We start from the raw sequence: 25473 nt of genomic DNA, 5'->3' as shown, positions 1-25473 counted from the left end.
GTCATGAGTCCCTAATATACTCTAGACGGCTAAGATATTAACTTTTTTAAAAGACTGAAACTTGAGTGATAGCAGGCTTGTGAGTTTCGCCTTATGCTCACCATTGCACTGGTCGAGGCACTGTTGAATGGCTCCCTTAAAGGCGGGGAAATCAGCATAATACTTTGAGTAGAGACATTCTTTGCGCACAAAGCGCCAGAGCCGCTCAATTAAATTCAAATGGGGTGAATAAGAGGGCAAGTAGACTAACTCAATATCGACGATCTCAGCAAAGTCTGTCACAAGCTGGCATTTTTGATATCGAGCATTGTCTAAAATCACGCTGATGGGTATGACAGGGTCGAGTAGAGCAAGCTTGGCTAGCAACAAACACATGCTATGAGAGTTGATGTAGGTGTGGTTGGTGATGCTGATGATATCTTTAGTGACGGCGTTGAGCGCCCCGAGAACATTGAATCGTTGACGACCGGAAGGAGAGGGGATGAAGATCCGACGGATGCACCAGAGAAACCCCAGATAAGCCTGATGAACAAAATGAGCAGCATCTACAAAAAAGACAAGACGCTCTTGGCGTTGAGCTCCCTCTAATAAGGGTTCAAGGCAAGTTTTTCGGAACTGCTCTTGCTCCTCAATTTTCTCGGGTAGACTCGACTTTCCCGGCACATACCCCACTTTTCGATAGCGACAACCGATGCGTTTGAGGAAAGCTTTGATCTGGGTTGGACTACGTTTAATGCCCGTCAATTGTTCAATGACTGCTTGAGCTTCTGCACTGGTGCGGGGCGGGTGTTGCTCAAAATAGGCTCTCACACTATCGCTATGAGCGTTGAGTGAACTGGGTTGACCTTTATATTCCAGGGTCTTCAGTCCTTCAATTCCTCCTTGTTGATACAAACGAAGGGTTTTGGCTAAGGTCGGACGGCTAATCTGACAAAGCTGGCAGATCTGGGCATGGGCAAGACCTTGACTCTTTAAGTAGAGGACTTCCATCCGTCGCTGCACCCGTGGGTGAGGATGATGATAGCGCTCGTAGTTGAGGTGTTGGATTTCCTCTGCGGTGAAATCAATTTTAATCATGCGAGTAGGAGAGTCGGTTGGGGGATACTCCCAGTGTGCCAAATCTCTCCGCTACAATGTTAAGCCACTAGTCGTCCGCAGTATAACTGATCCACTATCTCGACGATGCCGATCTCATCTACGATGCCTGAAATGATGCCGAGATGGTTAATATCTTGAACGTCTATCTCGCAAGAAGTTGATATAGCCTAACTTTGAGGAACTACCTCAAAATTATCCACTGCTGCCAATCACCTGCTGAATCTCGGCTCTAATACCGAGAAAAATCGTGAGGCATTGCAAACCAGTCATGAGAAGTACTTGGCTACGTCCAGCTCTGATGTTCCTGACACCTTTTTTTTCGAGACAGTTCATACCTTGTTCTCTGGTGCTCCATCCGAACATCAATTAGCTATTCGCTATAATGGCACTATCTTAAAGGTCTTTTGCTAAGCGCAAACTCGGCCTTCTCCTGCAGCCGTAAGTGGGTGGCGTTTTTACGCATAAAGGCAGGAATTTTCACATGCACACTAAATCAGGTTATTTGTTCGGAGCAAAGCAGCACAGGCTTTACTATCGAGCTTGGTTCCCCGAACATCCTCCTCAAGCTGCAGTGGCAATTGTCCACGGCCTCGGTAGCCATGGCAGTACTTTTATGAATGCGGTCAATACATTTTTTCCTCAGGATTATGCGGTCTATGTCTTAGATCTACGGGGGCATGGTCGCTCTTCTGGACAACGAGGTTATATCAACCACTGGTCAGAGTTTAGAACCGACTTTCACATTTTTCTGCAGTTAGTTGAGCGCCAACAGCCTCACGTTCCTCTCTTTGCCTGGGGACATAGTTTAGGCGGTGCAATTGTTCTGGATTATGTCCTACATTCACCGCATCTATTGATGGGCATCATTGTGTCCGGTCTACCCATGGGAGCTGTCGGTGTTTCACCCTGGAAGTTAGCAATTTCCAGCCTTCTATCACAGCTATGGCCTCGATTTTCCCTCAATACGGGCATCGATCTAGCCAGTAATTCTAGCGATCCAGCCGTCCTTCTAGACTATTCTCAGGATCCACTGCGGCATACTCAAGGAACAGCTCGGTTAGCCACTGAGTTTCTCCGCATTCAAGCCGAATTACAAGTCCACGCAGCGAATCTCCGTCTCCCGCTGTTGATGCTCCATGGCAGCAACGATCAGACCGCTTCTCTCACCGAGAGCGTAGCCTTTTTTCAAAAGGTCGGTAGCAGGACCAAACAACATCTGGAATATCCAGGAGCCTTTCACGACTTACACGCTAATCTGGATGCCCAAACAGTACTCGCTGATATGAGCCAATGGCTCCGTCAACAGCTAGCATCCTTTGAGAAAAACAAGGATCGACGGCTTATAGGCATATCTTTAGCCTTCTGTGGCTTCTTCCAAAGAGCGTATGAACTCACGAATGATATCGGTCTTGGTCCGCTCTGTTTTTTTTGCATAGCGGTCCAGTATTTTTAGTTCATACTCTGGAATTCTTATACAAAGCTGATTCTGAGCCATGCGTATAGATATATGCTATACTGCGATTGTACCTTAAAAATTGTCATTCAACGCTACTGAGCATACTTTAAGGTTCCAATTCAAAGGACGCGCTGCATTGATGCCATTCAGAATTTTGCCAGCAGTGCTTCTTTAACTAACACTCCTGCAGCAACTAGGAGTATTAGTTAAAGAAGCCATCTCACATCAATAAAGCGCGGAATGGTTGAGGAGAGCCAGCACCGTTTGTGGGAGAGAGTCGCAATCAGCGGCTCTAGCTGATCATGTTTACACCCAGTCAGATTTACCGCCTACCCCCGCAGTCTGAGCAGGGGGTCCTGGGGCGAACTCTACCGTCACTGCTCGATGAAGCCTGCGAGGGCCATCCAACTTCCCAAGCCTTGAGTCATTGGACCCCAGAGGGCTGGGCATCCATCTCAACACTGGCATTTCGTGAAGCGACAGAGGAAATCGCTTTAGGTCTGAAAGAACTGGGGCTAAAGGCGGGTGATCGCATTGCCCTACTGATGCATAGTGATGTCAACTTCTGCCTAGCCGATATGGGCAGTTTGCTAGCTCACCTGATTAACGTCCCCATTTATATGGGTGAAACACCAGAAAATATGGTGTTTATTATGCAGCATAGTGGCGCAACGGCCCTGATGCTTTCTGATCTGCAGGTGTTGCAGCAAGTCGCCCCTTGCCTACATGAACTATCTACACTGAAATTTCTGATTGTGGCCAATGGCCTAGACTCATCATCTGGTGAGGATGCTTTGATCGATCTTCGAGTCACTCTTCCCGCAAGCATTCAGCTGATTGCTTTGTCTTCCTTGCGGCAATGGGGACAGAAGCAATTATCCGATCAAGCTCGGCAGAGGCTACGAGCTGAGATTTCGCCGGATGATGTGGCCACCATTGTTTATGTGGCCGGTGCGACGGGTCGTTGTCAGGCATTCAGAAGCCAGGTATTACCCATTTTTCAGGCAGTGACCTCCCTCAGACAGCGGCTACAGCATGGTGCTCCCTACCTATGCGAACTCCCCAAAGGGGTAATGCTCACCCATGAAAATTTGGCAGGGGACGCACTGGCAGCATTTAGCGTTATGCCGGGTCTTCGAACTGGCCCCCAGGAAACAGTCCTTTCTTTTCTACCACTCACCCATGTTTTTGCTCGCGTCATGCTGTATGGGCATCTAAACTATGGCCATACTGTTTATTTCACGACTCCCCAACGCATCGTAAAGCATATGCGGGAGATCAGGCCCACCATCTTATCGACAGTGCCCCGCCTTCTAGAAAAGGTCTATCAAAAGATTCAGGAGCGAGGCCACCAATTGCCCCGATTCCAGCAGATGATCTTCCAGTGGGCTTTCGATTTAGCCCAGAGATATCCACTGGGTCTTCGGTCTGACGGGTTCTATACTTTGCAGCTTAAACTAGCCGACCAGTTAGTGTATCGCCAGTGGCGCCAGGGATTTGGGGGAAAGCTTCGGTATCTCCTCTGTGGGGGGCTGCTCTCAAGTCAGAGTTAGCCACGGTTTTGTCGGCTGCGGGTATTCCGGTCTTGCAAGGATATGGCCTTACCCAAACGAGTGCCGTCCTGTGTGTGAATCGAGGGGAATTGAATCGAGCTGGTACGGTAGGGGTGCCCATCCCGGGTGTTGAAATTGCGATCGCACCCGATGGCGAAATCTTGGCTAAAGCGCCCTATGTGATGAAAGGCTATTACAACAATCCAGTGGCAACCCAAGAAGCCATTGACGCAGAGGGTTGGTTCCACACCGGCGACTATGGGGAGATCACCGATGAAGGGTTCTTGACCATTACCGGTCATAAAAAAAGTCTTTTTAAGTTATCAACGGGCAAATATGTGGCCCCTGAGCGGATTGAGCATCATCTCGTTCAATCCTCGTTAGTCGACTGGGCTTTGGCAGTGGGTAACCAGCGCCCTTACTGCGGTCTGCTGATTTTTCCCAATCGACGGAGACTACTAAGACTGGCCAAGAAGCTGGGGGTCCATCTTCCCCTTAACGAGATCGTAGACCATGCGCAGATTGTTGCTGAATATCAGTTACTGGTCGATGCAGCTAACCAGAAACTCCCGGCGTGGTCAAGGGTGAAGCGCTTTCGTCTAATACCTGAAATACTGACTGTTACTCATGGATTACTGACCCCCTCTCGACGACTTGATCGGGAAGCCACCTGTACGGCCTTCGCCGAAGAGATTGAGGCACTATATAGCGCTGTTGTGCCTGCGATAACCCAGCCCGTTTCTACCGCTATGCCACCAACGTCTACGTCGCTGACGTTGGAAGCTTCTTAGGGACTTATTCCTGCTGAATTGATGGAGGTTTGCTGTTATGTTAAAACCATTTCGGACCGCTGCTGTTCTCGGTGCAGGGGTGATGGGTACTCAAATTGCTGCCCACCTCGCCAATGCAGGTTTAGTAGTTTATCTCCTGGATCTGCCTGGGCCTGGCGTCCATAAAAATGCGATTGTTGAAGCTGCCTTCAAAAAAGGTCTGCAGCAAAAACCGCCGATTTTCTTTACCGAAAATACAGCCCGCCGCGTTATTCTGGGGAATTTTGAGGATGACTGGCATCGCCTAACCCATGTGGATTGGGTGATTGAGGCGGTAGTCGAAAAGTTAGAGGTTAAGCAACAGCTGATGGCCCGTTTAGAAGGCCATATTCGCGATGATGCAGTGGTTTCAACGAATACAAGTGGGTTATCCATCCAAGCGATTACTGCAGGTTGCTCCAATTCCTTCCGTCGACGATTTCTAGGAACACACTTTTTTAATCCTCCGCGTTACCTGAAGCTATTGGAACTGATTCCCACGGCTGAAACGGATCCACAAATTGTGGCGCAACTGAAGTGGTTTGGACATCTCCATCTAGGGAAAGGGGTCGTGGTCGCCAAAGATACCCCCAACTTTATTGGCAATCGGATTGGGGTGTTTATCAGTATGCTCGGCATCCGAGCCTTTACAGAACAGGGGTACACCATTGAAGAAATTGATACCCTCACGGGAACCCTGGTGGGTCGTCCTAAATCGGCAACCTTCCGAACTGCAGATATTGTGGGTCTCGATACCCTGCTGTATGTAGCTGAAAATCTCTATCCTGCCATCCCTGACGATGAAAGTCGTGAAGTTTTCCAGGTGCCTGAGATTCTGAAACGCCTAGTTGAGGCAGGACATCTCGGGGCCAAAACAGGTCAGGGCTTCTATCAAAAAGTAGGCAGAGATATCCTCTCCGTCAACCCGCAGACCCTGACATACGAAAAGGCTCAGTCCCTGCAGCTAGGGAACTGGAAGACCATTGCCAAAATTAAATCCCTTCCCGAACGCCTGCGAACCCTCTATCGAGATTTCGGTCGAGCAGGAACATTTTTCCGGCAAACGATGCTGCAGATCTTGAGCTACAGTGCCCATCGGATTCCTGAAATTGCCGATAGTCCCCTCAACATTGATCAGGCCATGCGCTGGGGATTTGGCTGGCAGTTGGGTCCCTTTGAAATCTGGGATGCGATTGGTTTCAGTCAGGTGATCCAAGATATGCAGGCCGCTGGAATTGTGGTCCCCCAGTGGGTGGAGAAAATGCGGCTTGCCGAGATTGATAGCTTCTATCAAGACATTGGTCCTAAAGGGGAACGGTTTGTCTATCAACCCCTGCATGGCTATCTCCCCACGGAAGGGCCTCAAGATGAATTGACGGTGGCCCAGTTCAAGACTGATCCAGCCCAAACGCTGTGGCAGAACGCCGAGGCAGCTTTGCTGGATATTGGCAATGGTGTAACGCTGTTTGAGTTTCGCTCTAAGGGCAATACCCTCGGTCAAGTTGTGGTGGATGGTTTCTCAGAAGCCTTAGATATCGTTGAGGCGGGCGACTATCGCGGCTTGGTGATTGGTAATGACGGGGAGCATTTCTCTGCTGGGGCCAACCTGGCAGACATGATCAAGTTCTCGCACCAAGACAAGGTCAATGTCTTTACAGATTGTGAGCATGGTGCCATTGCCCATCTCCTCGATCAGTTTCAGGCCCTGATGCTGCGAATTCACTACTTCCCCAAACCGATTGTGGCAGCGATTCGAGGGCGAATCTTAGGAGGTGGCTGCGAACTGGTGATGGCCTCTCCCCACGTGGTGGCAGCGGCGGAAACCTATATCGGCTTGGTGGAACTCAGCGTCGGTTTGATTCCCGGTGCAGGCGGCATTATGACCATGGCAACCTGGGCTGCTGAACAGGCTGCCAGCGATGACCCCAGTGATATTCAGCCATTTTTGAAGCAAGCCTTCGAGCATATTGGGATGGCGAAGGTAGCTGGGAGCGCCTACCAAGCTCAGGATTGGGGGTACCTACCGCCCACTGCACTGATTGTTATGAATAGCGATCGCCGTCTCTATGTTGCCAAAGAAGAAGTCCTGCGGCTTGACCATGAAGGCTATGCACCGCCACCCAAGCGCAATGCGATCCAGGTGTTGGGCAAACCAGCCCGCGCCACATTTGAAACGGCGGCGTATCTAATGCAAAAGGGTGGCTACATCTCTGAATACGATCTCTTCTTGGCGAATCGTTTAGCCTACGTGATTACGGGGGGTGATCTATCAGCGCCAACGTTGGTTTCTGATGACTACTTGTTAGGGCTGGAGCGGCAAATGTTCTTGCCACTATTTGAGGAGAAGAAAACGCAGGAGCGGATTATGCATACATTGAAAACTAAGAAACCGTTGAGGAATTAGGAGATCCTGCATTCGCCCCCCCAGCCCCCCAATTCTGGGGGGAGAATAGCGTTCATCTTGGGTGATGTACCGAATGCGGCCTTTAGTTCACTAGCTAGATCTACTGAGAACTCAATTCTCAGCCTTGAGATTGCCAAATGGGTCAAGTCTGAGAGGCACAATTCTCAAACTAATGATGACGCAACCAATGTGCCCACCAAAAACAACCAACCTATCGGGATTTCCCAAACGTTTAGGAATGCTCCCCCCAGAATTGGGGGGCCGGGGGGGCCAGTGCAAAGCACCCGATTCAGCACAGAAATTGTGAGTTATGCGCGATACGGAGAGTACCCACTGAAAACGAGGTAAATGAGATGAACAAGGCATATATCGTAAGCAGTGTTCGTACTGCGGTTGGAAAAGCCCCCCGTGGCACTTTGCGGAACAGTCGTCCTGACGACTTGGGCGCTGCCGCCGTCAAAGGTGCTTTAGGGAAAGTGTCCGGCCTGGAACCCGAACAAGTTGATGACTTGATTATGGGCTGTTCGTTTCCCGAAGCGGAGCAGGGGTTCAATCTAGGTCGCGTGATCGCTATGCGGGCGGGTCTTCCCCACTCCGTTGCGGGCTGCACCGTGAACCGTTTTTGTTCATCGGGGTTACAAACCATTGCTATGGCCGCGCAAGCAATTATGACAGGTCAGGCAGAGGTGATCGTGGCCGGAGGAGCTGAATCCATGAGTCTGATTCCGATGGGGGGACATTATCTGACACCCAATCCAGACTTGCTGTCTGAGGTCCCTGCAGCCTATTTGTCGATGGGGCTTACGGCAGAGAATGTGGCCGCAGAATTCCAGATTTCTAGAACTGATCAGGATGCTTTTGCCTTGCGATCGCATCACAAAGCCCTCGCCGCCATCGAAAAGGGCCGTTTCAAAGATGAAATTATTCCCTTCACCGTTAAGGAAACATTGTTAGTGGATGGACAAACCCAAACCACTGAAACGGTTTTCGAAATGGATGAAGGACCGCGTGCCGATACCAGCCTAGAGGCATTGGCCAAACTTAAGCCCGTGTTCAAGGTCGATGGCACTGTCACAGCGGGGACATCTTCGCAAATGTCGGATGGCGCAGCAGCAACGGTGGTGATGAGTGAGCATAGGGTCAGAGAGTTGGGCATTTCGCCGTTGGGCCGATTACTGGGCTACTCAGTGGTTGGTGTGCCGCCAGAAATTATGGGAATTGGCCCGGTGGATGCGGTCCCCAAGGTGCTCAAGCAGGTGGGTTTATCTCTGAAGGATATCGGCCTGATTGAGTTGAACGAAGCCTTTGCAGCCCAGGCTTTGGCTGTCATGCGAAAGCTTGGCCTAGATGAGGAGATTGTGAATGTGAATGGCGGTGCGATCGCACTGGGTCACCCATTGGGCTGCACGGGGGCGAAGTTGACGGCCACGCTCCTGCACGAGATGAATCGGAGGGGGATTCGCTATGGACTGGTGACCATGTGTGTTGGGGGCGGTATGGGTGCTGCGGGAGTATTTGAGAACTTGATGTTGTAGTTGTTTTGCTGTCTATGCCCAATGCTTTGCCCTGGCCCCCTAACCCCCTATTCTGATACCGCTGGCGAAATAAATATTTGTTTACATAGCAAAGCCTCTCGTGCCCCCTAAATCCCCCATCCTGGGGGACTTTGAGCCTATAGCTAGGCTGGATAATGGGGCCAAAAATCTCAAACCCTTTTCGCTCAAACCTGATCTTAAGAATCTGTGCAAGACAACAGGTCAAGTCCCCCACTGGTGGGGGATTTAGGGGGCGAGTGCAACAGTGAAAGCTATAGACATAATCACCTAATGTAACTGAATGTGAATTTCGCCAGGGGTATCAATTCTGGGGGGAAAGACGCATAGATTCTAGACCTCGTTCTTTGCAAAGTACTCCCAACAAGTTGTGCGGTACGTACTGCATTAGACCCAAGACTAGATATTTTCTCCTCCCAAAGTTGGGGGGCCAATGCAGGATTCAGTGGTTCCATTGTCCAACTCAAATAACCCACAGAGTGGGCCGTAATCCTTGTTCAAAATTCGCTAGCTACTACGGAGGCCGCCATGACTGTTATCAATACTGCGATGGTCGTTAGCGTAGCTCCTCTACTGGAGGTAGCCCGACCGGAGATCATCTCACTCGCCACCCTCTCCCTAATCATCCTATTGGGATACATCGGTGTCCCACTGTGGAGCTGGTCGCTATTCGCTGCTGCAGTCCTTAGCCTCAGCCATCCGCCAATCTGGGTGTGGAGCCTGTTTCTCTTCGTAGCGCTGGTGTTCAATGTCCCTTGGCTCCGCCAAAAGCTACTTACGTCCTTCGTCGTCAAAACACTCCAAACACTGCAAATCTTTCCCAAAATTTCAGAGACGGAGAAAGCTGCGATCGAAGCAGGGAACGTCTGGGTCGATGGTGAATTTTTCACGGGTAAACCTAACTTTGAACGTATCCTCAGCGAACCTTATCCCCAGCTCACCCCTGAGATTCAAGCTTTTCTAGATGGCCCGGTTGAACAAGTCTGCCGGATGGCCAGTGACTGGGACATCTATCAGCGTCAGGATCTCCCCCCCGACGTCTGGACCTATCTCAGACAGGAACGGTTTTTTGGCATGATGATTCCCGAAACATATGGGGGGCTGGGTTTCTCGAATCTGGCCTATAGCGCCGTAATGGCCAAACTGGCCTCCCGCTCCTTTACCCATGTGGCAACGGTTGGCGTCACCAACTCCCTGGGACCTGCTAAACTTTTACTTCGCTATGGCACCAAGGAGCAGAAACATCACTATTTACCCCGCTTAGCCAGAGGTGAAGATATCCCCTGCTTTGCCCTCACAGAACCCCAAGCCGGATCAGATGCGGCCAGCATTACGTCTAGTGGGGTGGTGTTTAAAGGGGAGGATGATCAGCTCTACCTCAAACTCAATTGGAACAAGCGCTATATTACCCTGGGTGCGATCGCAACCCTCCTGGGCCTTGCCTTCCAACTTCACGACCCTGACAATCTTCTGGGTAAAGGGGAATACCCTGGCATTACCTGTGCTCTGATACCGACTGAAACACCTGGCGTCATTCATAACCGTCGCCACGATCCCATGGGCATCCCCTTCTATAATTCACCGTTAGAAGGCCACGACGTCATTGTTCCGATTGGGCAGATCATTGGTGGCATTGAACAAGCAGGTCAGGGTTGGAAAATGATCATGCAAACTCTGGCAGCGGGGCGTGGGATTAGCTTCCCGGCCACTTGTACAGGGGTGGCTAAACTGGTGGCTCGCGTAGCGGGTGCCCATGCTGTGGTCCGTAAACAGTTTGGTTTATCCATTGGCCGCTTTGAAGGGGTTGAAGAACCCCTAGCCCGGATTGGGGGATTCACTTACATGATTGATGCGGCCCGCCTCTATACCTGTGGCGCAGTAGATAACGGCGAGCAGCCTGCGGTGGTATCCGCAATCGCAAAATTCCAAACTACAGAACTGGCCCGTCGTGCCGTACTGGATGGTATGGATATTCTGGGGGGAGCCGGGATTTGTCGAGGACCACGGAACCTATTAGCCAGTATCTACACGGCCATGCCGATTGCCATTACCGTGGAGGGGGCAAATATTCTGACGCGATCATTAATGATATTTGGCCAGGGCGCGATTCGCAGTCATCCTTATATTTACGATGAGATTTTAGCCTTAGAGCAGTCGGATGTAGCTGCCTTTGATCAGGCTTTCTGGTCTCATCTTGGCCTGATCGTCCGTAACGGCGTTCGGGCTGGTCTGTTATGCCTGACACGGGGGCGGCTCACTCGTTCTCCTGTCCAAGGCGAAACGGCAATTTACTATCGCAAGTTAGCCTGGGCTTCAGCGACCTTCGCAAACCTCAGTGATTTAGCCATGCTGTCATTGGGAGGTTCTCTGAAGCGTAGAGAAAAACTAACTGGGCGCTTTGCAGACATGCTTGCCTGGATGTATCTGGGGTCAGCAACACTCCGGCGCTTTGAAGCTGAAGGACAACAGGTGAAGGATTTACCCTTAGTGCATTGGTCGATGCAGTATGCCCTTGCTCAAATTCAACAGGCATTTGAAGGAGTTGTTTCTAATCTTCCGATCCCAAGTGCTGGCCTGCGCCAACCCATTTTAGGGCTGTGGCGTCTGAGTCCCCTTGGAACAATGCCATCTGATGAATTGGGGCACCAGGTTGCTCAGATCCTATTGATGCCTGGGCCAGAACGGGATCGACTCACTCGTGATATTTATCTTCCAAATCATACTGAAGAAGCGGTGGGTCGCCTGGAAGAAGCTTTACGTTTATCGGTGCAGACAGCCCCTATCCTGAAAACCATTAAGAATGCTATAGCAAGAGGGCAACTTCCTCCATCCAAACCATCGAAGCTGGTTGAAGAAGCCCTTGAGGAAGGAATCATCAACACTCAAGAAGCCAGATCTCTCCAACAGGCAGAAATCTCACGTAGCAATACCATTCAAGTGGACTCATTTACATTAGAGGAATATCAGCAGAAAAACTCTATACCTAGTGGGGCTTTACGTATAAATTCTCCTGTAACGTCTGCCTAGAGGTGAATGACCCAGGACGGAACTTAAACGATGGGCGTTATTGATGTTCCACTACGCGCATTGCAGGTCCAACCAATGTCCAAAAAGTCATTAAAAGCCTGAATTCAGGGAAAATCATCCGCTACGACGCTGCTTCCCAGTTCCTTGATTTTTCATGGGTAGGTTCTGGAGAACGCGATCGCAATGGCTGTTTAGGAACGCCAATATTACCCCCCCTTTGCAGGTATATTTCTTTGCGTCGTCGATGCTTCGTTTTCTTGGTTTTAGCTTTTGCCTGTTTTGAATTGGATGGCTTTTCTGTCGGCATCATCATCAACACCTCCTGTAGTGCACCAGCATCCTCCAACCTGTAATATGAGTTCTCATCAATAATTAAGATCTTGACGTTCGTGTAATCGAATCGCATATAGATATGTAGCGTATGCTCGTCTAGCAATCAAGCTAGTCAGTCGGTGTACAACTTTAAGTCCTGGGGCGGTTTTGGACCTTAACAGCTCTTACACTTTGATTGAATTCACTTTTATAGGATGCTGTGGACAAACAAAGGCAATTTCAATCAGTAACTGATTCTTTGGTTACGACAGGCTTTATTGCGCGGAGGGCAAACGCTCTTCTGTTAAGTTAGCAATATCAATAGCCCCTATGTCAGCAAACAACATGCAATTCCCAGGCCATTGGAAACCTCTAAAAAGATACAGCTCACTTATTCACCATAGACTGTGACGAGCACTTGGCGAGAACGGGGTTTATTATCACATTCGAGATGAAAAATCTGTTGCCAGGTTCCTAGAACAGGCCTGCCAGCAGTAATGGGGACAGTAAGCTCAGGTCCTAACCAAGTGGCCTGCAGGTGGGAATGTCCATTCCCATCATGCCAAGCTTGCTCATGCCCATAATCCTGGCTAGGAGGAATTAACCGATTTAAAAGGTCTGGTAAGTCTTGTTTTAGACCCGGTTCAAATTCTATAGCACCAATAGCTCCTGTACTGCCGATATTGAACACATTCACCATACCTGCTTGTATGCCAGAATCTTGGATCGCCTGTTGAACTCGATCCGTGAGATCCTGCATGTCGCCATGTCCATGGGTTGTGAACCGAATGTGGTCTTGATAAACCGCCATTCGCTACTTAGATTCTGATGCGATGACTTGGGGTAGACCCATACTAAAGTTGCGTACGCGACTACTGAGGTTATAGCCCACAATGCCTTTTTGCAACAGCGATCGCACATAATGTTCCAAATCTGAACCAATGCGACGCAGGTTATAGTCGGTTAAATCTTCACCTGAATAAGTTTCAACTAATTCATCAAACTTGGCATACACTCGCTGGAGGGCATCTTCACTCCAAACCAGCTCATTGTCTGGGTCCACATCTAGGGTTAAGACGCTTTCGCTAGGAATCAACTCGTTATTATCCACTTCGGCAGTATAGATGTGGATGTGGCGAGTCGTGGACTTCAGTAGCATAGGTTCAGGTCTCAGCGCTAGAATTTCTCTGCACCTATTGTAAACATGGGTCGGAACTTCGGGGCAATGAATTATGGAATATCTGACCTTTCCTCCCAAATAGTTGGTTCCCACTTCTAATGGTTGAGGTGAAAGTCTAAACACGCTGTTGACCTAGACCAAGCCTTGCTCCCTTGAGTTAATACTTTAAGGGCAAGATGACTTAACGGCTCTACGCTTAGGCATTTTCAATGCCCTATTTTTTTTAAGTCTTGTTGAGAAGACCGAAGTTCTTGCTAATAGGGATATTAGGCTTCCTTGGGTAAAAAGTAAGGCAATCAAACCATGGGCCAACCCGGTTGATTGCCTTGTCAAAGGAGTAAAGGCCGATCCAATGACAAAGAATTAGTGACCTTCATCCGAATAGGTACGACTTTTGGCCAATAGTCCCTCTTGTTCCTAGCCCTTATAGTAAGCCCTACGAGATGGGACAGGGGTATGGTGGACGGTCAAACTGCTCATTTGGGGACGGGTTGGACGTTTCCCATTGGGGTGAATACTCAGGGAAACCTACGATTTAGTGCCCACGCCATTCGTAATATTGAAGAATCTATCGCAATCATTCTGGGGACCAAACTGGGGGAGCGGGTCTATCGGCCTGAGTTTGGTTCCCGTCTCTCCGAGTTGACTTTTGCCCCGATGAATACTCAAACCCTGTTGCTGATTCGACTGTACGTCACAGAAGCCTTGCAACGGTGGGAACCCCGCATTGTTCTAGATGGTGTTTATACAGAACCAGACCCCATTGAAGGGCGGGTTGATATCACCCTCGAATACCATCCTAAACAAACCCACGATTACCGGAGTTTAGTCTATCCCTTTTATCTGACCCCCATTACCTAGGCAAGACATGGAGTTTGATTTCTTACCCAAGCTACCCAAGTCAGATCTCGATGACCGCAGTTTCGATGATCTCGTGCAAGAATGTCTACTCCGCATCCCTCGCTATTGCCCTGAATGGACCCACCATAACCCCAGCGATCCGGGAATTACATTGGTCGAGCTATTTAGCTGGCTAACGGACCAAATGTTGCTGCGATTTAATCAGGTGCCCCGTCGCAACTATGTCACCTTCTTAGAGTTAATGGGGGTCAGGCTGCAGCCCCCCTCCCCAGCAAAGACGCCAGTGACCTTCTACCTCAGTGCAGGTTTGTCGGAAAACTACACGATTCCGATGGATACGGAAGTGGCAACCCTACGCACGGAGACGGAAGAAGCGATTGTCTTTAGCACCGATCGTCCTGTCACAATTGGGCAACCCCAGCTGCGGCACTTTCTGACAGCTGATAGGGCTGAAATGGAGCCACAGCTCGTGCGAGATCGCTTTGCCGAATCCTGGAATTTAAATCCTGATGGAGAATGGCAAGGGTCTGCCTTAAGCTGCTTCAATCCTCAACCTCAAATAGGCAATTGTTTTTATCTCGTCTTTGAGCCAGAGCAGCCAGCAGGAAATGTTATCTCCGTGACATTTAAGGGGGAAGCGGCAACTCCCACGGGGATTAACCCTGAATGTCCACCCCGCCAATGGCAAGCTTGGAATGGGGTCTACTGGCAACCCGTTTTATTAAATGAAGCCGATGACCATACGGATGGCTTTAGCTTTGCCCGGTTGACTCGGCAAAATGGTAATCCCCTCCAGGGAGCAGATGTAATCTTACACCTGCCTCAACACTGGCCGGTCACTAACTTTGCCAGCTATCAAGGTCGCTGGATTCGATGTGTTTATGAAACGGCACAAGCCACCCAATGGGGATATCGTTGTTCCCCAGAAATTGTTGGGGTGTCTGTGCAAGCCATTGGCGCGACGGTTGATACGACACAATCTTTGCAAATCCACAATGAAATTTTAGGAACCAGTGATGGCACGCCTGGACAAACCTTTCAACTTCAATCCGCACCGATTCTGCCTCGCCGAGACCCGGAATACCTGTTGGTGACCCCTATTGGTGGCATTCCTCAGCGATGGACGGAGGTCTCGGACTTTGCAGACTCTGGGCCAGAAGACCTGCACTACACCATTGATGCCCTGACGGGGGCGCTACAGTTTGGACCTTTGATTCGAGAACCCGCTCAAATCAAGGTACAAACACAACAGCGAATGGCCCAATCCAATGCCGATCTCGTGGCCCTAGGCCCTGAGCAGCAGGCTCTGAAACGCCAATATGGCAAGGTGCCCCCTAAGGGAGCTGAACTGAGGATGGCCACCTATCGCACAGGTGGAGGGCTGAAAGGCAATGTGCAAAGCGGGATGATTCGGATTCTGAAAACGGCGGTGCCCTATGTCGCTAATGTGATCAATCATCAGCCCGCCCAGAATGGGACTGATGCCGAATCCCTGGATGCTGCGGTCATTCGTGTACCGCAAATGTTGCGGACTCGCGATCGCGCGGTCACCCAAGAAGATTTTGAGACGTTAGCTTTAACGGCAGGTCGAGGGGCAGTCGCACGCGTTCTCTGTTTGCCTGCGGATCAAACGGGTACCCCAGGGCAGGTCCGACTTCTGATTGTTCCCCAGGTGAGTACCGACGCCATTGAGCGGGGCGAGGGGCTTCATCCAGATGTTCTTAGTTTGACGCCCCAACTGGAAACCCAGATTAGTGATTACTTGGATGACCGTCGTCTCCTGGGCATGGACATTCGCTATGACCAACCACACTATGTGGGGGTAACGGTTCAGGCAGAAGTGGCCCTAGAGCCAAACTATAACAATCCAGAGGCCCAAACGGAGATGCGGCATCAGCTTCAGGTCGCCCTCTATCGGTTTCTAAATCCGATTACTGGCGGTCCCGATGGCCGAGGTTGGCCCTTTGGGCGTCCCGTGTATCCCTCGGATATTGTGACGCTGTTTCAGCCCATGCCGGGGGTTCGTCATTTGGGTACCGTACAGCTGTTTGAACTCCGTCGCCAGGAATCTCGTTGGCAGCGGATTTTGCCCAAGGAACCCGTGATCGATCCAGGCCCTTTGGGGGTGCTCTGCTCCTGGCAGAATGCCCCACTTCGCTCTAGTCACGCTATCAGTCTGCTGTAACAGGAGATAACTTATTTCCCGGTAACTGCTATGACCACCTCCCCTGATCTACTGCCCTTAAGACTGCTACTGGCCCCCATGTCCGTGGCGGCGACGATGCCTCAACCCATTGTGAGAACAGCGTCACAGTCCGTAACGCCTGAGATAGCGCCTTTTGCTTGGCAACAGAGCCATCTCTGTCAACAAGTGCTCCATCCGGGGGAACCGAGCGAAATTGTAGTGCAGCTGGAGAATACCTGCGATCGCACCCTTCGCATCAGCTTAGAGACAGAAGGAACCTTTCCTTTAGACTGGTGTCGGATTGGGCAAGAAGGCCAAACCTTGCCTCCTGGCAGCAAAATGGAAGCAGTCTTATACTTCCACCTACCGGAAGATTTTTTTGAAGCCGAGTCTAGTCCAGCCTTTATTCAAACCCAGGGGTTAGATTTTCGGGGGCGGCTCTGTGTGTATTTCGGCACTGTTGATGCTGAGACGAACGAAGCGACCAGTGGCTTAACCTTAGAGACAGCGGAGTTTTTACTGTTTGTTCGCCCCCGCAGTCTCTATCCCACCTTCTTACCCGACATCTATAAAGAGGTGGATTTTATTGGCCGCTTTCTCCATATTTTTGAGCAGGCCTTTGAACCAGCCGTTCAAACCCTGGATACCCTGTGGGCTTATCTCGATCCCCTGACAGCCCCTGAAACCCTGCTTCCCTTTCTGGGCCATTGGGTGGGCTGGCAGCTGGCCTCCGAATTGCCGTTATCTCGGCAACGGTCCCTGATTCGTCAGGCGATTCAGCTCTATCAATGGCGAGGCACGCGAAAAGGGCTGCGGCTCTATCTGCATTTATATACGGGGCTTCCCTTGGAAGAGTTTGTCCCAGAAGACCAAAAGCAGATCTCCATTCAAGATTCCTTCAATCGTGGGCTAGTGTTGGGGGAAACTCACCTGGGTCAAGAATCCACCGTCGGTGGGGGCAAGCCCTTCCATTTCTCCGTTTGTTTGCGTCCCCAACAGCCCCTCTCTGAACCCCTTATCCACAAGATCATCCAGCAGGAGAAGCCCGCGTTTTGCACCTACGACTTATCTATTGAATTGTCCTGATTTTATTTCACACCTATTAATTCTTACTTCTTAAATTTACACCTATTAATTCCTGCCTATTTACACCTATTAATTCCAATCTCACCCTAGTTCCTCCATGACCTACTCACCACCCACTCCCCCGGTCCAACCCCTGCAACGTCTGCGGGTGACTGATGGGCTGTTGATTAATGCTGAGCGCTGGCGGTTGGCCTATGATTACCATCGCCAACGCCAGAGTTTGTATTACCAATCCCTCCATCAGCCGGGGATTGTCTGTGGGTTAGGCATCCATCCCATTTCCCCACCGGACAAAATCTCCCAGCCGTTTCAAGACCAACGATGGCTGCAGGTTCAACCGGGCATGGCCATTGATGACCAAGGCAATTGCATCGTAGTCCCTGAACCCATCGACTTTAGGATTGCTTCTCGGGTGGAGCAACCGACCACTATCTATTTAGTTCTCCAATACGTCGATCCAGAACAACTTCAGCAGTCGGAGGAAAACCCTGTGCTGACGGAGGTGTTTCGAATTGATGAAAAGACCCATCCCCCTGGCCCCGGAGAAGTTGAAATTTGTCGGATCATCATTGATCCCCAAGCTCAGCTAAAGCTTCCGACGGATCCTTTCTTTCCCCAAATTAACCAGGTGGATTTGCGGTATCGACGACAGCCGCGATCTCGCCCTCAAGCCGTGCTTCAGATCGCTCAAGTCAGTCCCATTGCCCCCTCCCCTCAGAATCAGCAGTCAGTCACTAATTTCCAAGCCTTTTTAAGATCCATTGAGGTGCTGTATCCCAATCTGCTGGCCGTGGCTGCGCCCCATCCCATTGAGCTGGTAGATCGCAATCAAGCGGTTAATCTCAGGGATTACGATGTGCTGTACCTGCAGACGCAATCGGCTCAATCTTTGACGGATGTGCAAGTGCGATCGCTCCGATATTTCCTCATGCAAGGGGGATATTTGTGGGTGGAAGTCTCAGTTCGGGGCACCCAGTTAGCAGAACTATTTACCGTTAAAGCCCAACTACAAACAGCTCTGTCTCAAATCGATCGTTCACAGGCGTTGGGGGCATCTGCCGATCATCAGACTCTCCAACCGTTGCGCCAAGATATTACCCGCGAATTATCTGCTACTCAAACTGCTCTCAATGCCAAGCTAAATGAAACAGGACTCCCTTTTCGAACCTTAGCTGAGCAATTGGGGCAGCCTCTACAGTCCCTGCAAACCATGCAAGCAGACCACCCCATTCGATGCCAACCCTTTCAATTTGGTGCGTTACCCATCGTCAACCAACAGCCGGTCGAACTGTTTTTCAGTGACCATCTGCTGATGATGGTGGGCGATTTATCAGTGGTTTGGGGCGGCGGCAGCAAAGAAGGGTTTGCCCGGGACCAGATTCGCACGGCCCAAGAGTTTGGCACCAATATCCTTCACTATGCTTGGCAGCGCCAGCATTATCGTCAACTCTTAGCCACACCTGCAGCATCTACCCCTTAGTGCTATGCCTTATATTGCCAGCACCTTACAACGTCAGTGGCGACGGTTAAACCTAACCACCAAATTCAGCCTTATTCTGTCAATGGTTTTTATGGCCACGACCGGAATCGCAGGGGTGATCGTTCATCAATCTGTTCATAGGCAGGCTGATCACGAGCTGAAGTCTCGGGGGCAACTCTTGATGGCATTGGTGGATCAGCTCAATCAGGACGATTCTGCCTCTGAGGCTTACCCAGTCGTTTCCACCTTGTGCGAGACTCAACCCTCCTTGTGTTACAAAGTCTTGGTGCCAAACTCTGACACGATGCTCCCGGATATAGATGAGCTAGCCGAAGCCCTCAAAACCCAATTCCAGAAACAGATCGACCAAGAAACCTTATCCGGCTATATCACCCATGCTGACCAGGAAAACTATTATTTTGCCCAACGTCTAGATCAAGATGGCACCCTGCAGATTCAAGCCGTTTTTATTCCTTCCGCGCCTGTAAAAGAGTTGGCGAAAGCCAACTTTTGGATGGAGATGGGGACGTTGGTCGTCTTATGGGGCCTAATTCTGTTGTTAGTGAATGACTTAGTTCGACGAACCGTCTTAAAACCAATCCAACCCATCACTCAATTGGCTCATCAGCTTCGGCAAGCTCCGACTCGACCTCTGGATGCATCCAGCGCTGAAATTCTACATTTGCACCACCATGCCCGACATAAGGATGAAATTGGTCAATTGGCAGGAGCTTTACACCACTTATTCACCAACGTTTACCATCGCCCTTCTAGCTCTCAACAGGCTTCAGTCGCCCCCCCCAATACCGTCCCTAACTCTGTCCAGGCGTTATTAAGCCAAATTCAGATCCCCTATACCCACGAGCTTTTAGCAAAATCGCGCCAAGTCCGGCAACAACTGGGACAATCTCAGGATTTAGATCTACTCCGGTGTTTGCAAAGTGTAGATTTTCTCCAGGACTTTTCGGAAAATCAACTTCAAGATTTAATCGCTTGTGGCTATCAGCGCCAGTACGAGCCGGGAGAAGTGATCTTTCGAGCAGGAGAGCTGGGTCAAGTATTTTATATCATTCTCAACGGGGTGATTCAGTCCCAGATGGATCATCCTGAACGACAAGGAAATAAATGGGTTTCCGGGGATGCATTTGGTGAAACGGCTTTACTGTCTGGGGTTGCCCGCCAAAATACCATCCTGGCGGTTGAACAAACCACGCTTTTTGTGATTGAAGATCAGGCTTTTCAGCGGCTACTGCGCCAATTTCCTCAATTGGGTAACCGCCTCCTGCAACGCCATACGCAACTCGCCGACATTCTTAGACAGGTAGATTATTTTCAAAATTGGCCTGAAATCGAGTTCCAGCAGCTTTTAGATCGAGGCTATCGCCAAAACCTAGCTGCAGAAGAATCCTTGATACCCGAATCCGGCAAAGTCTATTTCGTGATCTTCGGCGGCCTTCAATTCCCCGATCAAAACATCACCTTGACGGCGGGGAATTGTTGGGGGGATCTCAGCTTGCTGTTCGATGATCTTCCCCCCGTTCAAGGGCAAACGTTTTACCAAACCAGCTTATTTATTGTCGAAACGTCTGATCTGCTGAAGCTGCTCAAACGCTATCCCCATTTAGTGAATATAACGGCCAATGTTTTATGGCAACGAAAACCTGAATGGCAGGGACATCAAATCTCAAGTCTGAACTGGATTCGAGACCGACTGCAATCTCAGTTACCCCCTATCTAGACTATGGAAAAGCAGCTTGCCACCCAAGTATTACCCAAGCAGTTGGCCTTTACCCCTGGAGGTCCTCCCTCAGCCTTTGCCGTGGAGGTGGTCAATCACAGCGATCGGTATGCTAGTTTCCAGCTTGAGGTCTCAGCGGCAGGGACCAATCATCTAGCTGGGCACAAGTGGTATCACGTTTCACCAGACATTAGTAGTAAAAATCCTCCTGGAGATACGACCCAATTCCAAATTGAGATCACCGATAGTCCCGTGCCAGGGTTTGTGGGCTTAATGAGCCTAGCCGTAAGGGTTTTTTCTATTGAACTACAGGAAGAAGAACGGGAGTCTCTAAAGCTCACTCTGGCGCAAGGAACAGGGGCAGTGCCCTTGGGGCTAAATTTACCCGTTGAAGATTTTGATGCTGATCCGGGAGAGGAAATTCAAATTCCGGTATGGGTCAATAACCCCAGTCAGTTAAAAACGACTGCAACCGTCAGTCTCCAAGGCATTGATGCCAGTTGGTTCCCGGAAGGCAACGAGCAAACCGTAAAACTGGCTCCTGGAGGGCGGGTGCAAACCACCTTTAACTGTAAAGTACCTGCTGATCCAGTGCAGGCTCCCAGTCATGGCTATCGGTTCCAGGTTGAGGCGAGTCATGCCTATGGGCCGCCCACTCAAATTGAAGGACATTTGAAAATTGATCCCTTAGGTTTTGTGGCCTTTCAGGCCCAGCCTGAGGAACATTGCATTCCAGAGCAGTTTCAATTGAAGTTTTGGCAATCTCCTCCGGTTATCTATGAATTGCAATTTAAAAATAACAGTAACCTATATCAACATGCGAAAGCAGAGATCGTCGATCCACCCTCTCACTGCACCTTTGAGGTGATGCCAGACAATATCAAGTTGGGATTGGGGGATTCTGGCAAACTGTCGTTAATTGCTGAAGCTGATCGCCACTGGTTGGGCTTTTCCAAGCAACATACCTTGCATGTAGAGGCCGTTTGGTCAAATGTCGAACGCATTGATAGTCGCGATGAAACCCATGTTCTCCTGCTAAAAGTTAAACCTCGGATCCCGTTGTGGCTCGTGATTTTAATGGCTTTGGTCGGCGGGGTATGGCTATGGTGGATTTCTCCCTTTAATCAATACAACCGCAATTATGGTCATCGGGGGGCCGTGACCTCCGTCGCCTTTAACGGTATTGCGGATCAGGCTGTGTCCAGTTCTAACGATACGACGGCGATTCGTTGGAGTGTTCAAGGGCTCAGCGCTTGGTGGGCTTTCCCCTACTTGGAAAATATTATTCAGCGGGGCCAACAATTGGCTCAGCAGCAAAAAGCCATTCGTGTAATTACCTATCGCCCTGTCAATAACGATTTGGTGGCGGTGGGTCTGGAAAATGGCCAAATTCAGTTATGGGATTTAAATACGGATCATACAGATCCGCTGCAAACCTTTAGCTACGAAAAAGCTGATCGCGTTTTGGATGTGGAGTTTAGTCAAGACTCTCGCTATTTGTTCAGTAGTCATGGCAGTGGCACGATTGTTGCCTGGGCAACCCAGAGGACGGCTCAACAGCGCAAAATCTTCAAAGAGCAAAAAATGCCTTTCGCCATCTACGATTCAGTGCTGTTGGGGAATCCTGATCAGTGGCTTGCGATCGCAGGTCAACAAAATCAACTGGTCTTATGGAATTGGCAGTCCAAACAAGCCCTAGAGCCCCTTATCTATCCCGAATCAGGCACCAACCGCGACTATATTCAAAGCATTGATACAGCTCGTGATACGCCAACGCTCCTGACTACCGCAGATACCCAAGGCAATATTACCCTGTGGAATTTAGCCCCCTGCCTTCAGGATTCGACCACCTGCAAAACCTTAAAGCCTGAAATCTGGTCCCATAGTGAGGCTATACAGCCCGTGCGATCCGTGTCTATGAGTGACGATGGCTGTTACCTAGCCAGCGGTGGTGATGATGGTCGGGTCATGCTGTGGCCCTTGTTGCCCAATGGTCAACGAGATCCTGAATTCCGAGAGGGGATTGAACTCTACGAACCCTCTACCGTTAGCATGGCAAACTTCTTTCAAAATATTCTGCATCCCCGCTCCTCCGATCGCATCAACAGTGTGGACCTGAAGGTGATTGGTGGCAAGATCCTCGTGCTGAGCGGCAGCGATGATACACAAGTGCGTCTATTTTCGACCACGGTCAAAGACGTTCAGGCCCGAATACAGCGACAAACTCTCCCCTGTGGCAAACCCTAATGGATGATTCAAGCTCATGACAGACCTCACCCATGTTGATCAAATTGGCCTGCAAGCCCAGAAAGTGGGTAATCCCTTGGGCATTATCCGCAACCCCTCCGGCGATGTCGCCATTCAGGCGGGGGAAATTTTCGAGCTGAGTGTGACCGTCACCAACGATGGAATTCACAGTGCCATTATCCATATCGATATCACGGACCCCACGGATATCGTCAGCCAATGGTGTACCTCCTCCCGCGAAAGTCTGGCCCTAAACCCAGGCGAAAGTAGCGAGGTGTTCTTCCGCATTCAGGTGCCAACGGAAACCCTACCGGGCTTTTATCCCTATACCTTAGCGATTGATGCCCCCAAACATTACCCAGAAGAGACGCCGATCCGCTATCCGGCTCGGCTACAGGTGCTGTCCTACATCCGGGAAACGGCAGAAGTTAGCAATCCGGTTTTAGGCATCACCCCAACCACCACGTCCGAGTCTCCCCTGTCTTTACAAGCTGGAGATGCGTTGGCCTTAACGGTACTGGTGGATAACCGATGCGATCGCGTCGATCGATTCCGCCTCATCTGTCCAGACCTGCCTGCCGAATGGGTCAAGATTATTTATCCAGAAGGACCCCAGACCGGCGTTGTGATTGCCAGTGAAGCCCTTGAACTCAACCCAGGGGATACGGGTCAAATTCAGGTATTGATTCAGCCGCCCCTAGGTACGGATGCAGGCATTTATACCCCCACCATCCGCCTGTTTTCCATGAATAACCCGGAACTGGTGTTGTTGGAAGCGGTTTATTTACAAGTTTTACCGATTTACCAGGTTGATATCGAGCTCATTTCCCTGGTCAGCCAAGTCAAGAGCCAGTCCGGATGGTTTGAACTGCGACTCCACAATGCTGGGAATACCCCACGAACCCTCAATTTACAGGTCCAAAATCTAGACGCGGAAGAACTCTGCGACTATACCCTTAACCCCACCCAAATCCATTTATTACCCCATGCCTCGACCAAGGTCAGCTTAGAAGTTCAGCCCACCAAATGGTGGAAGCGCCCCTTTTATGGTCGCCCCCTCAACTTTGCCCTGGAGTTGGAAGATGCCCAGCAACTCCCCCTTGCCAATAATCGCTTTCAAGGAGCATTGATTTGGGAACCTCGACCTTGGTGGCAATTATTGCTGGTTATTTTGACCCTGTTTGGCACCTTAGTTGGGATTGCCTTACTCGTATGGTGGTTACTGACCCGTCCCCCAGCCCGAGCCGAGATTATCAGCTTTGCCCCAGCAACCTACACTCTCAAAGAGGCCGATGGTCGTCCCATTGAACTGAACTGGACCATAAAAAATCCTCAGAAATTCAAGCAGCTTCAACTGAAAGGAGTTTCTCCTGACGGGGTCGTGATGAGTGGTCCCTTTGTCTACGATTTCCAAAAGGGAATGCCCTCAGACCTTAGCCATTTTTGTACCCTAACTGAGGTCCTGCGGTGTCAGCAGGTGCCGACGGATGCACGAAAACCGGGCACCTATCGATTTGAGCTGTCTCTCTCCCCTCAACCCGAGGGCGTCCCTCAACCCATTGCGGCCAAAACAGAGGCAATTGTGGTTCAACCCTTCCCTCCCCCTCAAATTCAACAATTTGAATCTACAAAGACCACCTATACAGAACCTATTGGTCAGGTTCCCCCAAAGGGACCATCAGGGATTTTTCTGAACTGGAAAATCACCCAGATCAAAGGGACCAAAGTGACACTAATTAGTCGGGGAGCAGATAATGCACCAGTCACAGCTCCCAAAATATTTGACTTCACTCAAGGTATTCCCCAGTCCTTACAAAAAAATTGTCGTTTGGACGTCCAAACCCTAGTTTGTCTGAATGTACCAACCGGGGTTCAAGACGCTGGGACCTATACCTTTGAGCTCAAAGTCGACCCGAAACCAACCCAGGCCAATCCGCCTGCAGAGCCATCTCCGATTATTCAAAAAACCGAGCCGATCCAGATTCAGCCTGGGCCAGTACAAATCCAGGAATTCAAAATTAATGGCCAGATTGCAAAACCGAAATATGTGTTTGCCCTCAAAGATCAAACGCCGTTGATCGTGAAGGTATCCTGGAAGGTTAAAGGGAGTAAAAATACTAAGGTCAATTTACTGCCTGCCCCAGGGACTGTTCCTCTCCAGGGCAAGGCAAATTTATCATTTGGCCCCACCTCTGCCACCCAAACCCTAACCCTGCAAGTCACGAATGCCAAAGGCGAACAACAAAATCGATCCGTGGTGATTGAAACCGTGGCACCTCCTGCTCCAGTGGCTCAAGCGCCCGATGCCCCCGCAAGTGCTGAGGCGAATAATTCAACTCCTCCAGCGGTAACCCCTGGGGTAGATCCCAACGCAGCGGCAGCACCTGCTCCGCCTTTACCCGATCCACCCGGCGGTATTCAACCCGTACCCCGCGATCGCAATTCGCCACCACCAGCAGAATTGCCGCCTCAGTTTTAGTTCAC

The 25473-nt window shown here is 50.2% G+C and carries 18 protein-coding genes and 1 pseudogene; 13 read left to right on the top strand and 6 right to left on the bottom strand.

What is annotated here, in order from left to right:
* Window positions 1–21: 21 nt before the first annotated feature.
* Window positions 22–1119 carry an IS630 family transposase gene (locus ON05_RS00635; RefSeq protein WP_010482591.1) on the bottom strand — a complete coding sequence of 366 codons (1098 nt, stop codon included), beginning with the start codon at window positions 1117–1119 and terminating at the stop codon, window positions 22–24.
* 17 nt (window positions 1120–1136) lie between these two features.
* Window positions 1137–1229, bottom strand: a complete 93-nt coding sequence (locus tag ON05_RS38295; RefSeq protein WP_396149713.1) for a hypothetical protein — start codon at window positions 1227–1229, stop codon at window positions 1137–1139.
* Between the two features lie 350 nt (window positions 1230–1579).
* On the opposite strand from ON05_RS38295, the gene ON05_RS00630 reads away from it, so the two are divergent.
* Window positions 1580–2551 (top strand): alpha/beta hydrolase, encoded by a 972-nt coding sequence (locus ON05_RS00630; RefSeq protein WP_010479554.1) that lies wholly within the window; start codon window positions 1580–1582, stop codon window positions 2549–2551.
* Here ON05_RS00630 and ON05_RS00625 read toward each other — a convergent pair.
* Window positions 2519–2593, bottom strand: a pseudogene (locus tag ON05_RS00625) (CopG family transcriptional regulator); the annotation flags it as partial. The gene ON05_RS00630 and the pseudogene ON05_RS00625 overlap by 33 nt on opposite strands.
* Window positions 2594–2856: 263 nt before the next feature.
* Between ON05_RS00625 and ON05_RS00620 the strand changes: the two are divergent.
* The 5 genes from ON05_RS00620 (at window position 2857) to ON05_RS00600 (ending at window position 11900) form a co-directional block, all read left to right on the top strand.
* Window positions 2857–4107 (top strand): AMP-binding protein, encoded by a 1251-nt coding sequence (locus ON05_RS00620; RefSeq protein WP_262560996.1) that lies wholly within the window; start codon window positions 2857–2859, stop codon window positions 4105–4107.
* Window positions 4038–4898, top strand: coding sequence for an AMP-binding protein (locus tag ON05_RS37990; RefSeq protein WP_316964253.1), 861 nt, complete (start codon window positions 4038–4040; stop codon window positions 4896–4898). Before ON05_RS00620 ends, ON05_RS37990 begins: the two co-directional genes overlap by 70 nt.
* 37 nt (window positions 4899–4935) lie before the next feature.
* Window positions 4936–7320 carry a 3-hydroxyacyl-CoA dehydrogenase/enoyl-CoA hydratase family protein gene (locus tag ON05_RS00610; protein WP_010479559.1) on the top strand — a complete coding sequence of 795 codons (2385 nt, stop codon included), beginning with the start codon at window positions 4936–4938 and terminating at the stop codon, window positions 7318–7320.
* A gap of 353 nt (window positions 7321–7673) precedes the next feature.
* Entirely contained in the window at window positions 7674–8855 is a 1182-nt protein-coding gene (locus ON05_RS00605) for a thiolase family protein (RefSeq protein WP_010479561.1), read from the top strand.
* 546 nt (window positions 8856–9401) lie between these two features.
* Window positions 9402–11900 (top strand): acyl-CoA dehydrogenase, encoded by a 2499-nt coding sequence (locus ON05_RS00600; protein WP_010479564.1) that lies wholly within the window; start codon window positions 9402–9404, stop codon window positions 11898–11900.
* Between the two features lie 121 nt (window positions 11901–12021).
* Here ON05_RS00600 and ON05_RS00595 read toward each other — a convergent pair whose 3' ends face one another.
* From ON05_RS00595 to ON05_RS00585, 3 genes are all read right to left on the bottom strand, one after another.
* The gene (locus tag ON05_RS00595; protein WP_010479566.1) at window positions 12022–12306 is read right to left on the bottom strand and encodes a hypothetical protein; all 285 of its coding nucleotides are present in this window, start codon (window positions 12304–12306) and stop codon (window positions 12022–12024) included.
* A 297-nt stretch (window positions 12307–12603) separates the two neighbouring features.
* Window positions 12604–13023: a secondary thiamine-phosphate synthase enzyme YjbQ gene (locus ON05_RS00590; protein WP_039781808.1), complete on the bottom strand. Its 420-nt coding sequence runs from the start codon at window positions 13021–13023 to the stop codon at window positions 12604–12606.
* 3 nt (window positions 13024–13026) lie between these two features.
* A complete protein-coding gene (locus ON05_RS00585) occupies window positions 13027–13371 on the bottom strand; it encodes an NAD(P)H-quinone oxidoreductase subunit M (RefSeq protein WP_010479570.1) in 345 nt (114 codons plus the stop codon).
* 477 nt (window positions 13372–13848) lie between these two features.
* Here ON05_RS00585 and ON05_RS00580 point away from each other — a divergent pair, with 477 nt between their 5' ends.
* From ON05_RS00580 to ON05_RS00550, 7 genes are all read left to right on the top strand, one after another.
* Complete coding sequence (locus ON05_RS00580; RefSeq protein ID WP_010479572.1) at window positions 13849–14253, top strand: GPW/gp25 family protein; 405 nt, start codon at window positions 13849–13851, stop codon at window positions 14251–14253.
* A 7-nt stretch (window positions 14254–14260) separates the two neighbouring features.
* Window positions 14261–16438 (top strand): putative baseplate assembly protein, encoded by a 2178-nt coding sequence (locus tag ON05_RS00575; protein ID WP_010479574.1) that lies wholly within the window; start codon window positions 14261–14263, stop codon window positions 16436–16438.
* 30 nt (window positions 16439–16468) lie between these two features.
* Window positions 16469–17524 (top strand): phage tail protein, encoded by a 1056-nt coding sequence (locus ON05_RS00570; RefSeq protein ID WP_010479576.1) that lies wholly within the window; start codon window positions 16469–16471, stop codon window positions 17522–17524.
* A gap of 97 nt (window positions 17525–17621) precedes the next feature.
* Entirely contained in the window at window positions 17622–19004 is a 1383-nt protein-coding gene (locus ON05_RS00565) for a hypothetical protein (RefSeq protein ID WP_010479579.1), read from the top strand.
* 4 nt (window positions 19005–19008) lie between these two features.
* Window positions 19009–20742, top strand: a complete 1734-nt coding sequence (locus ON05_RS00560; RefSeq protein ID WP_010479580.1) for a cyclic nucleotide-binding domain-containing protein — start codon at window positions 19009–19011, stop codon at window positions 20740–20742.
* Window positions 20743–20745: 3 nt separating this feature from the next.
* Window positions 20746–22989 (top strand): hypothetical protein, encoded by a 2244-nt coding sequence (locus ON05_RS00555; protein ID WP_010479582.1) that lies wholly within the window; start codon window positions 20746–20748, stop codon window positions 22987–22989.
* Between the two features lie 16 nt (window positions 22990–23005).
* On the top strand, window positions 23006–25468 hold the full coding sequence (locus ON05_RS00550; protein WP_010479584.1) for a hypothetical protein: 2463 nt from the start codon (window positions 23006–23008) through the stop codon (window positions 25466–25468).
* Window positions 25469–25473 lie beyond the last annotated feature (5 nt).

The organism is Acaryochloris sp. CCMEE 5410 (assembly GCF_000238775.2).
In the GTDB taxonomy this organism is placed as follows: domain Bacteria; phylum Cyanobacteriota; class Cyanobacteriia; order Thermosynechococcales; family Thermosynechococcaceae; genus Acaryochloris.
The sequence above is the reverse complement of the archived record's forward strand: the minus strand, read 5'-3'. Positions and strand labels throughout refer to the sequence as shown.

What these genes read in the sequence shown, in the direction of transcription:
- ON05_RS00580 (WP_010479572.1), top strand. Translation starts at nt 13,849, where the DNA reads ATGGTGGACGGTCAAACTGCTCATTTGGGGACGGGTTGGACGTTTCCC.
- ON05_RS00550 (WP_010479584.1), top strand. Translation starts at nt 23,006, where the DNA reads ATGACAGACCTCACCCATGTTGATCAAATTGGCCTGCAAGCCCAGAAA.
- ON05_RS00620 (WP_262560996.1), top strand. Translation starts at nt 2,857, where the DNA reads ATGTTTACACCCAGTCAGATTTACCGCCTACCCCCGCAGTCTGAGCAG.
- ON05_RS00590 (WP_039781808.1), bottom strand. Translation starts at nt 13,023, where the DNA reads ATGGCGGTTTATCAAGACCACATTCGGTTCACAACCCATGGACATGGC.
- ON05_RS00555 (WP_010479582.1), top strand. Translation starts at nt 20,746, where the DNA reads ATGGAAAAGCAGCTTGCCACCCAAGTATTACCCAAGCAGTTGGCCTTT.
- ON05_RS00570 (WP_010479576.1), top strand. Translation starts at nt 16,469, where the DNA reads ATGACCACCTCCCCTGATCTACTGCCCTTAAGACTGCTACTGGCCCCC.
- ON05_RS00575 (WP_010479574.1), top strand. Translation starts at nt 14,261, where the DNA reads ATGGAGTTTGATTTCTTACCCAAGCTACCCAAGTCAGATCTCGATGAC.
- ON05_RS00600 (WP_010479564.1), top strand. Translation starts at nt 9,402, where the DNA reads ATGACTGTTATCAATACTGCGATGGTCGTTAGCGTAGCTCCTCTACTG.
- ON05_RS00605 (WP_010479561.1), top strand. Translation starts at nt 7,674, where the DNA reads ATGAACAAGGCATATATCGTAAGCAGTGTTCGTACTGCGGTTGGAAAA.
- ON05_RS00560 (WP_010479580.1), top strand. Translation starts at nt 19,009, where the DNA reads ATGCCTTATATTGCCAGCACCTTACAACGTCAGTGGCGACGGTTAAAC.
- ON05_RS00585 (WP_010479570.1), bottom strand. Translation starts at nt 13,371, where the DNA reads ATGCTACTGAAGTCCACGACTCGCCACATCCACATCTATACTGCCGAA.
- ON05_RS00610 (WP_010479559.1), top strand. Translation starts at nt 4,936, where the DNA reads ATGTTAAAACCATTTCGGACCGCTGCTGTTCTCGGTGCAGGGGTGATG.
- ON05_RS00565 (WP_010479579.1), top strand. Translation starts at nt 17,622, where the DNA reads ATGACCTACTCACCACCCACTCCCCCGGTCCAACCCCTGCAACGTCTG.
- ON05_RS00595 (WP_010479566.1), bottom strand. Translation starts at nt 12,306, where the DNA reads ATGCGATTCGATTACACGAACGTCAAGATCTTAATTATTGATGAGAAC.
- ON05_RS00630 (WP_010479554.1), top strand. Translation starts at nt 1,580, where the DNA reads ATGCACACTAAATCAGGTTATTTGTTCGGAGCAAAGCAGCACAGGCTT.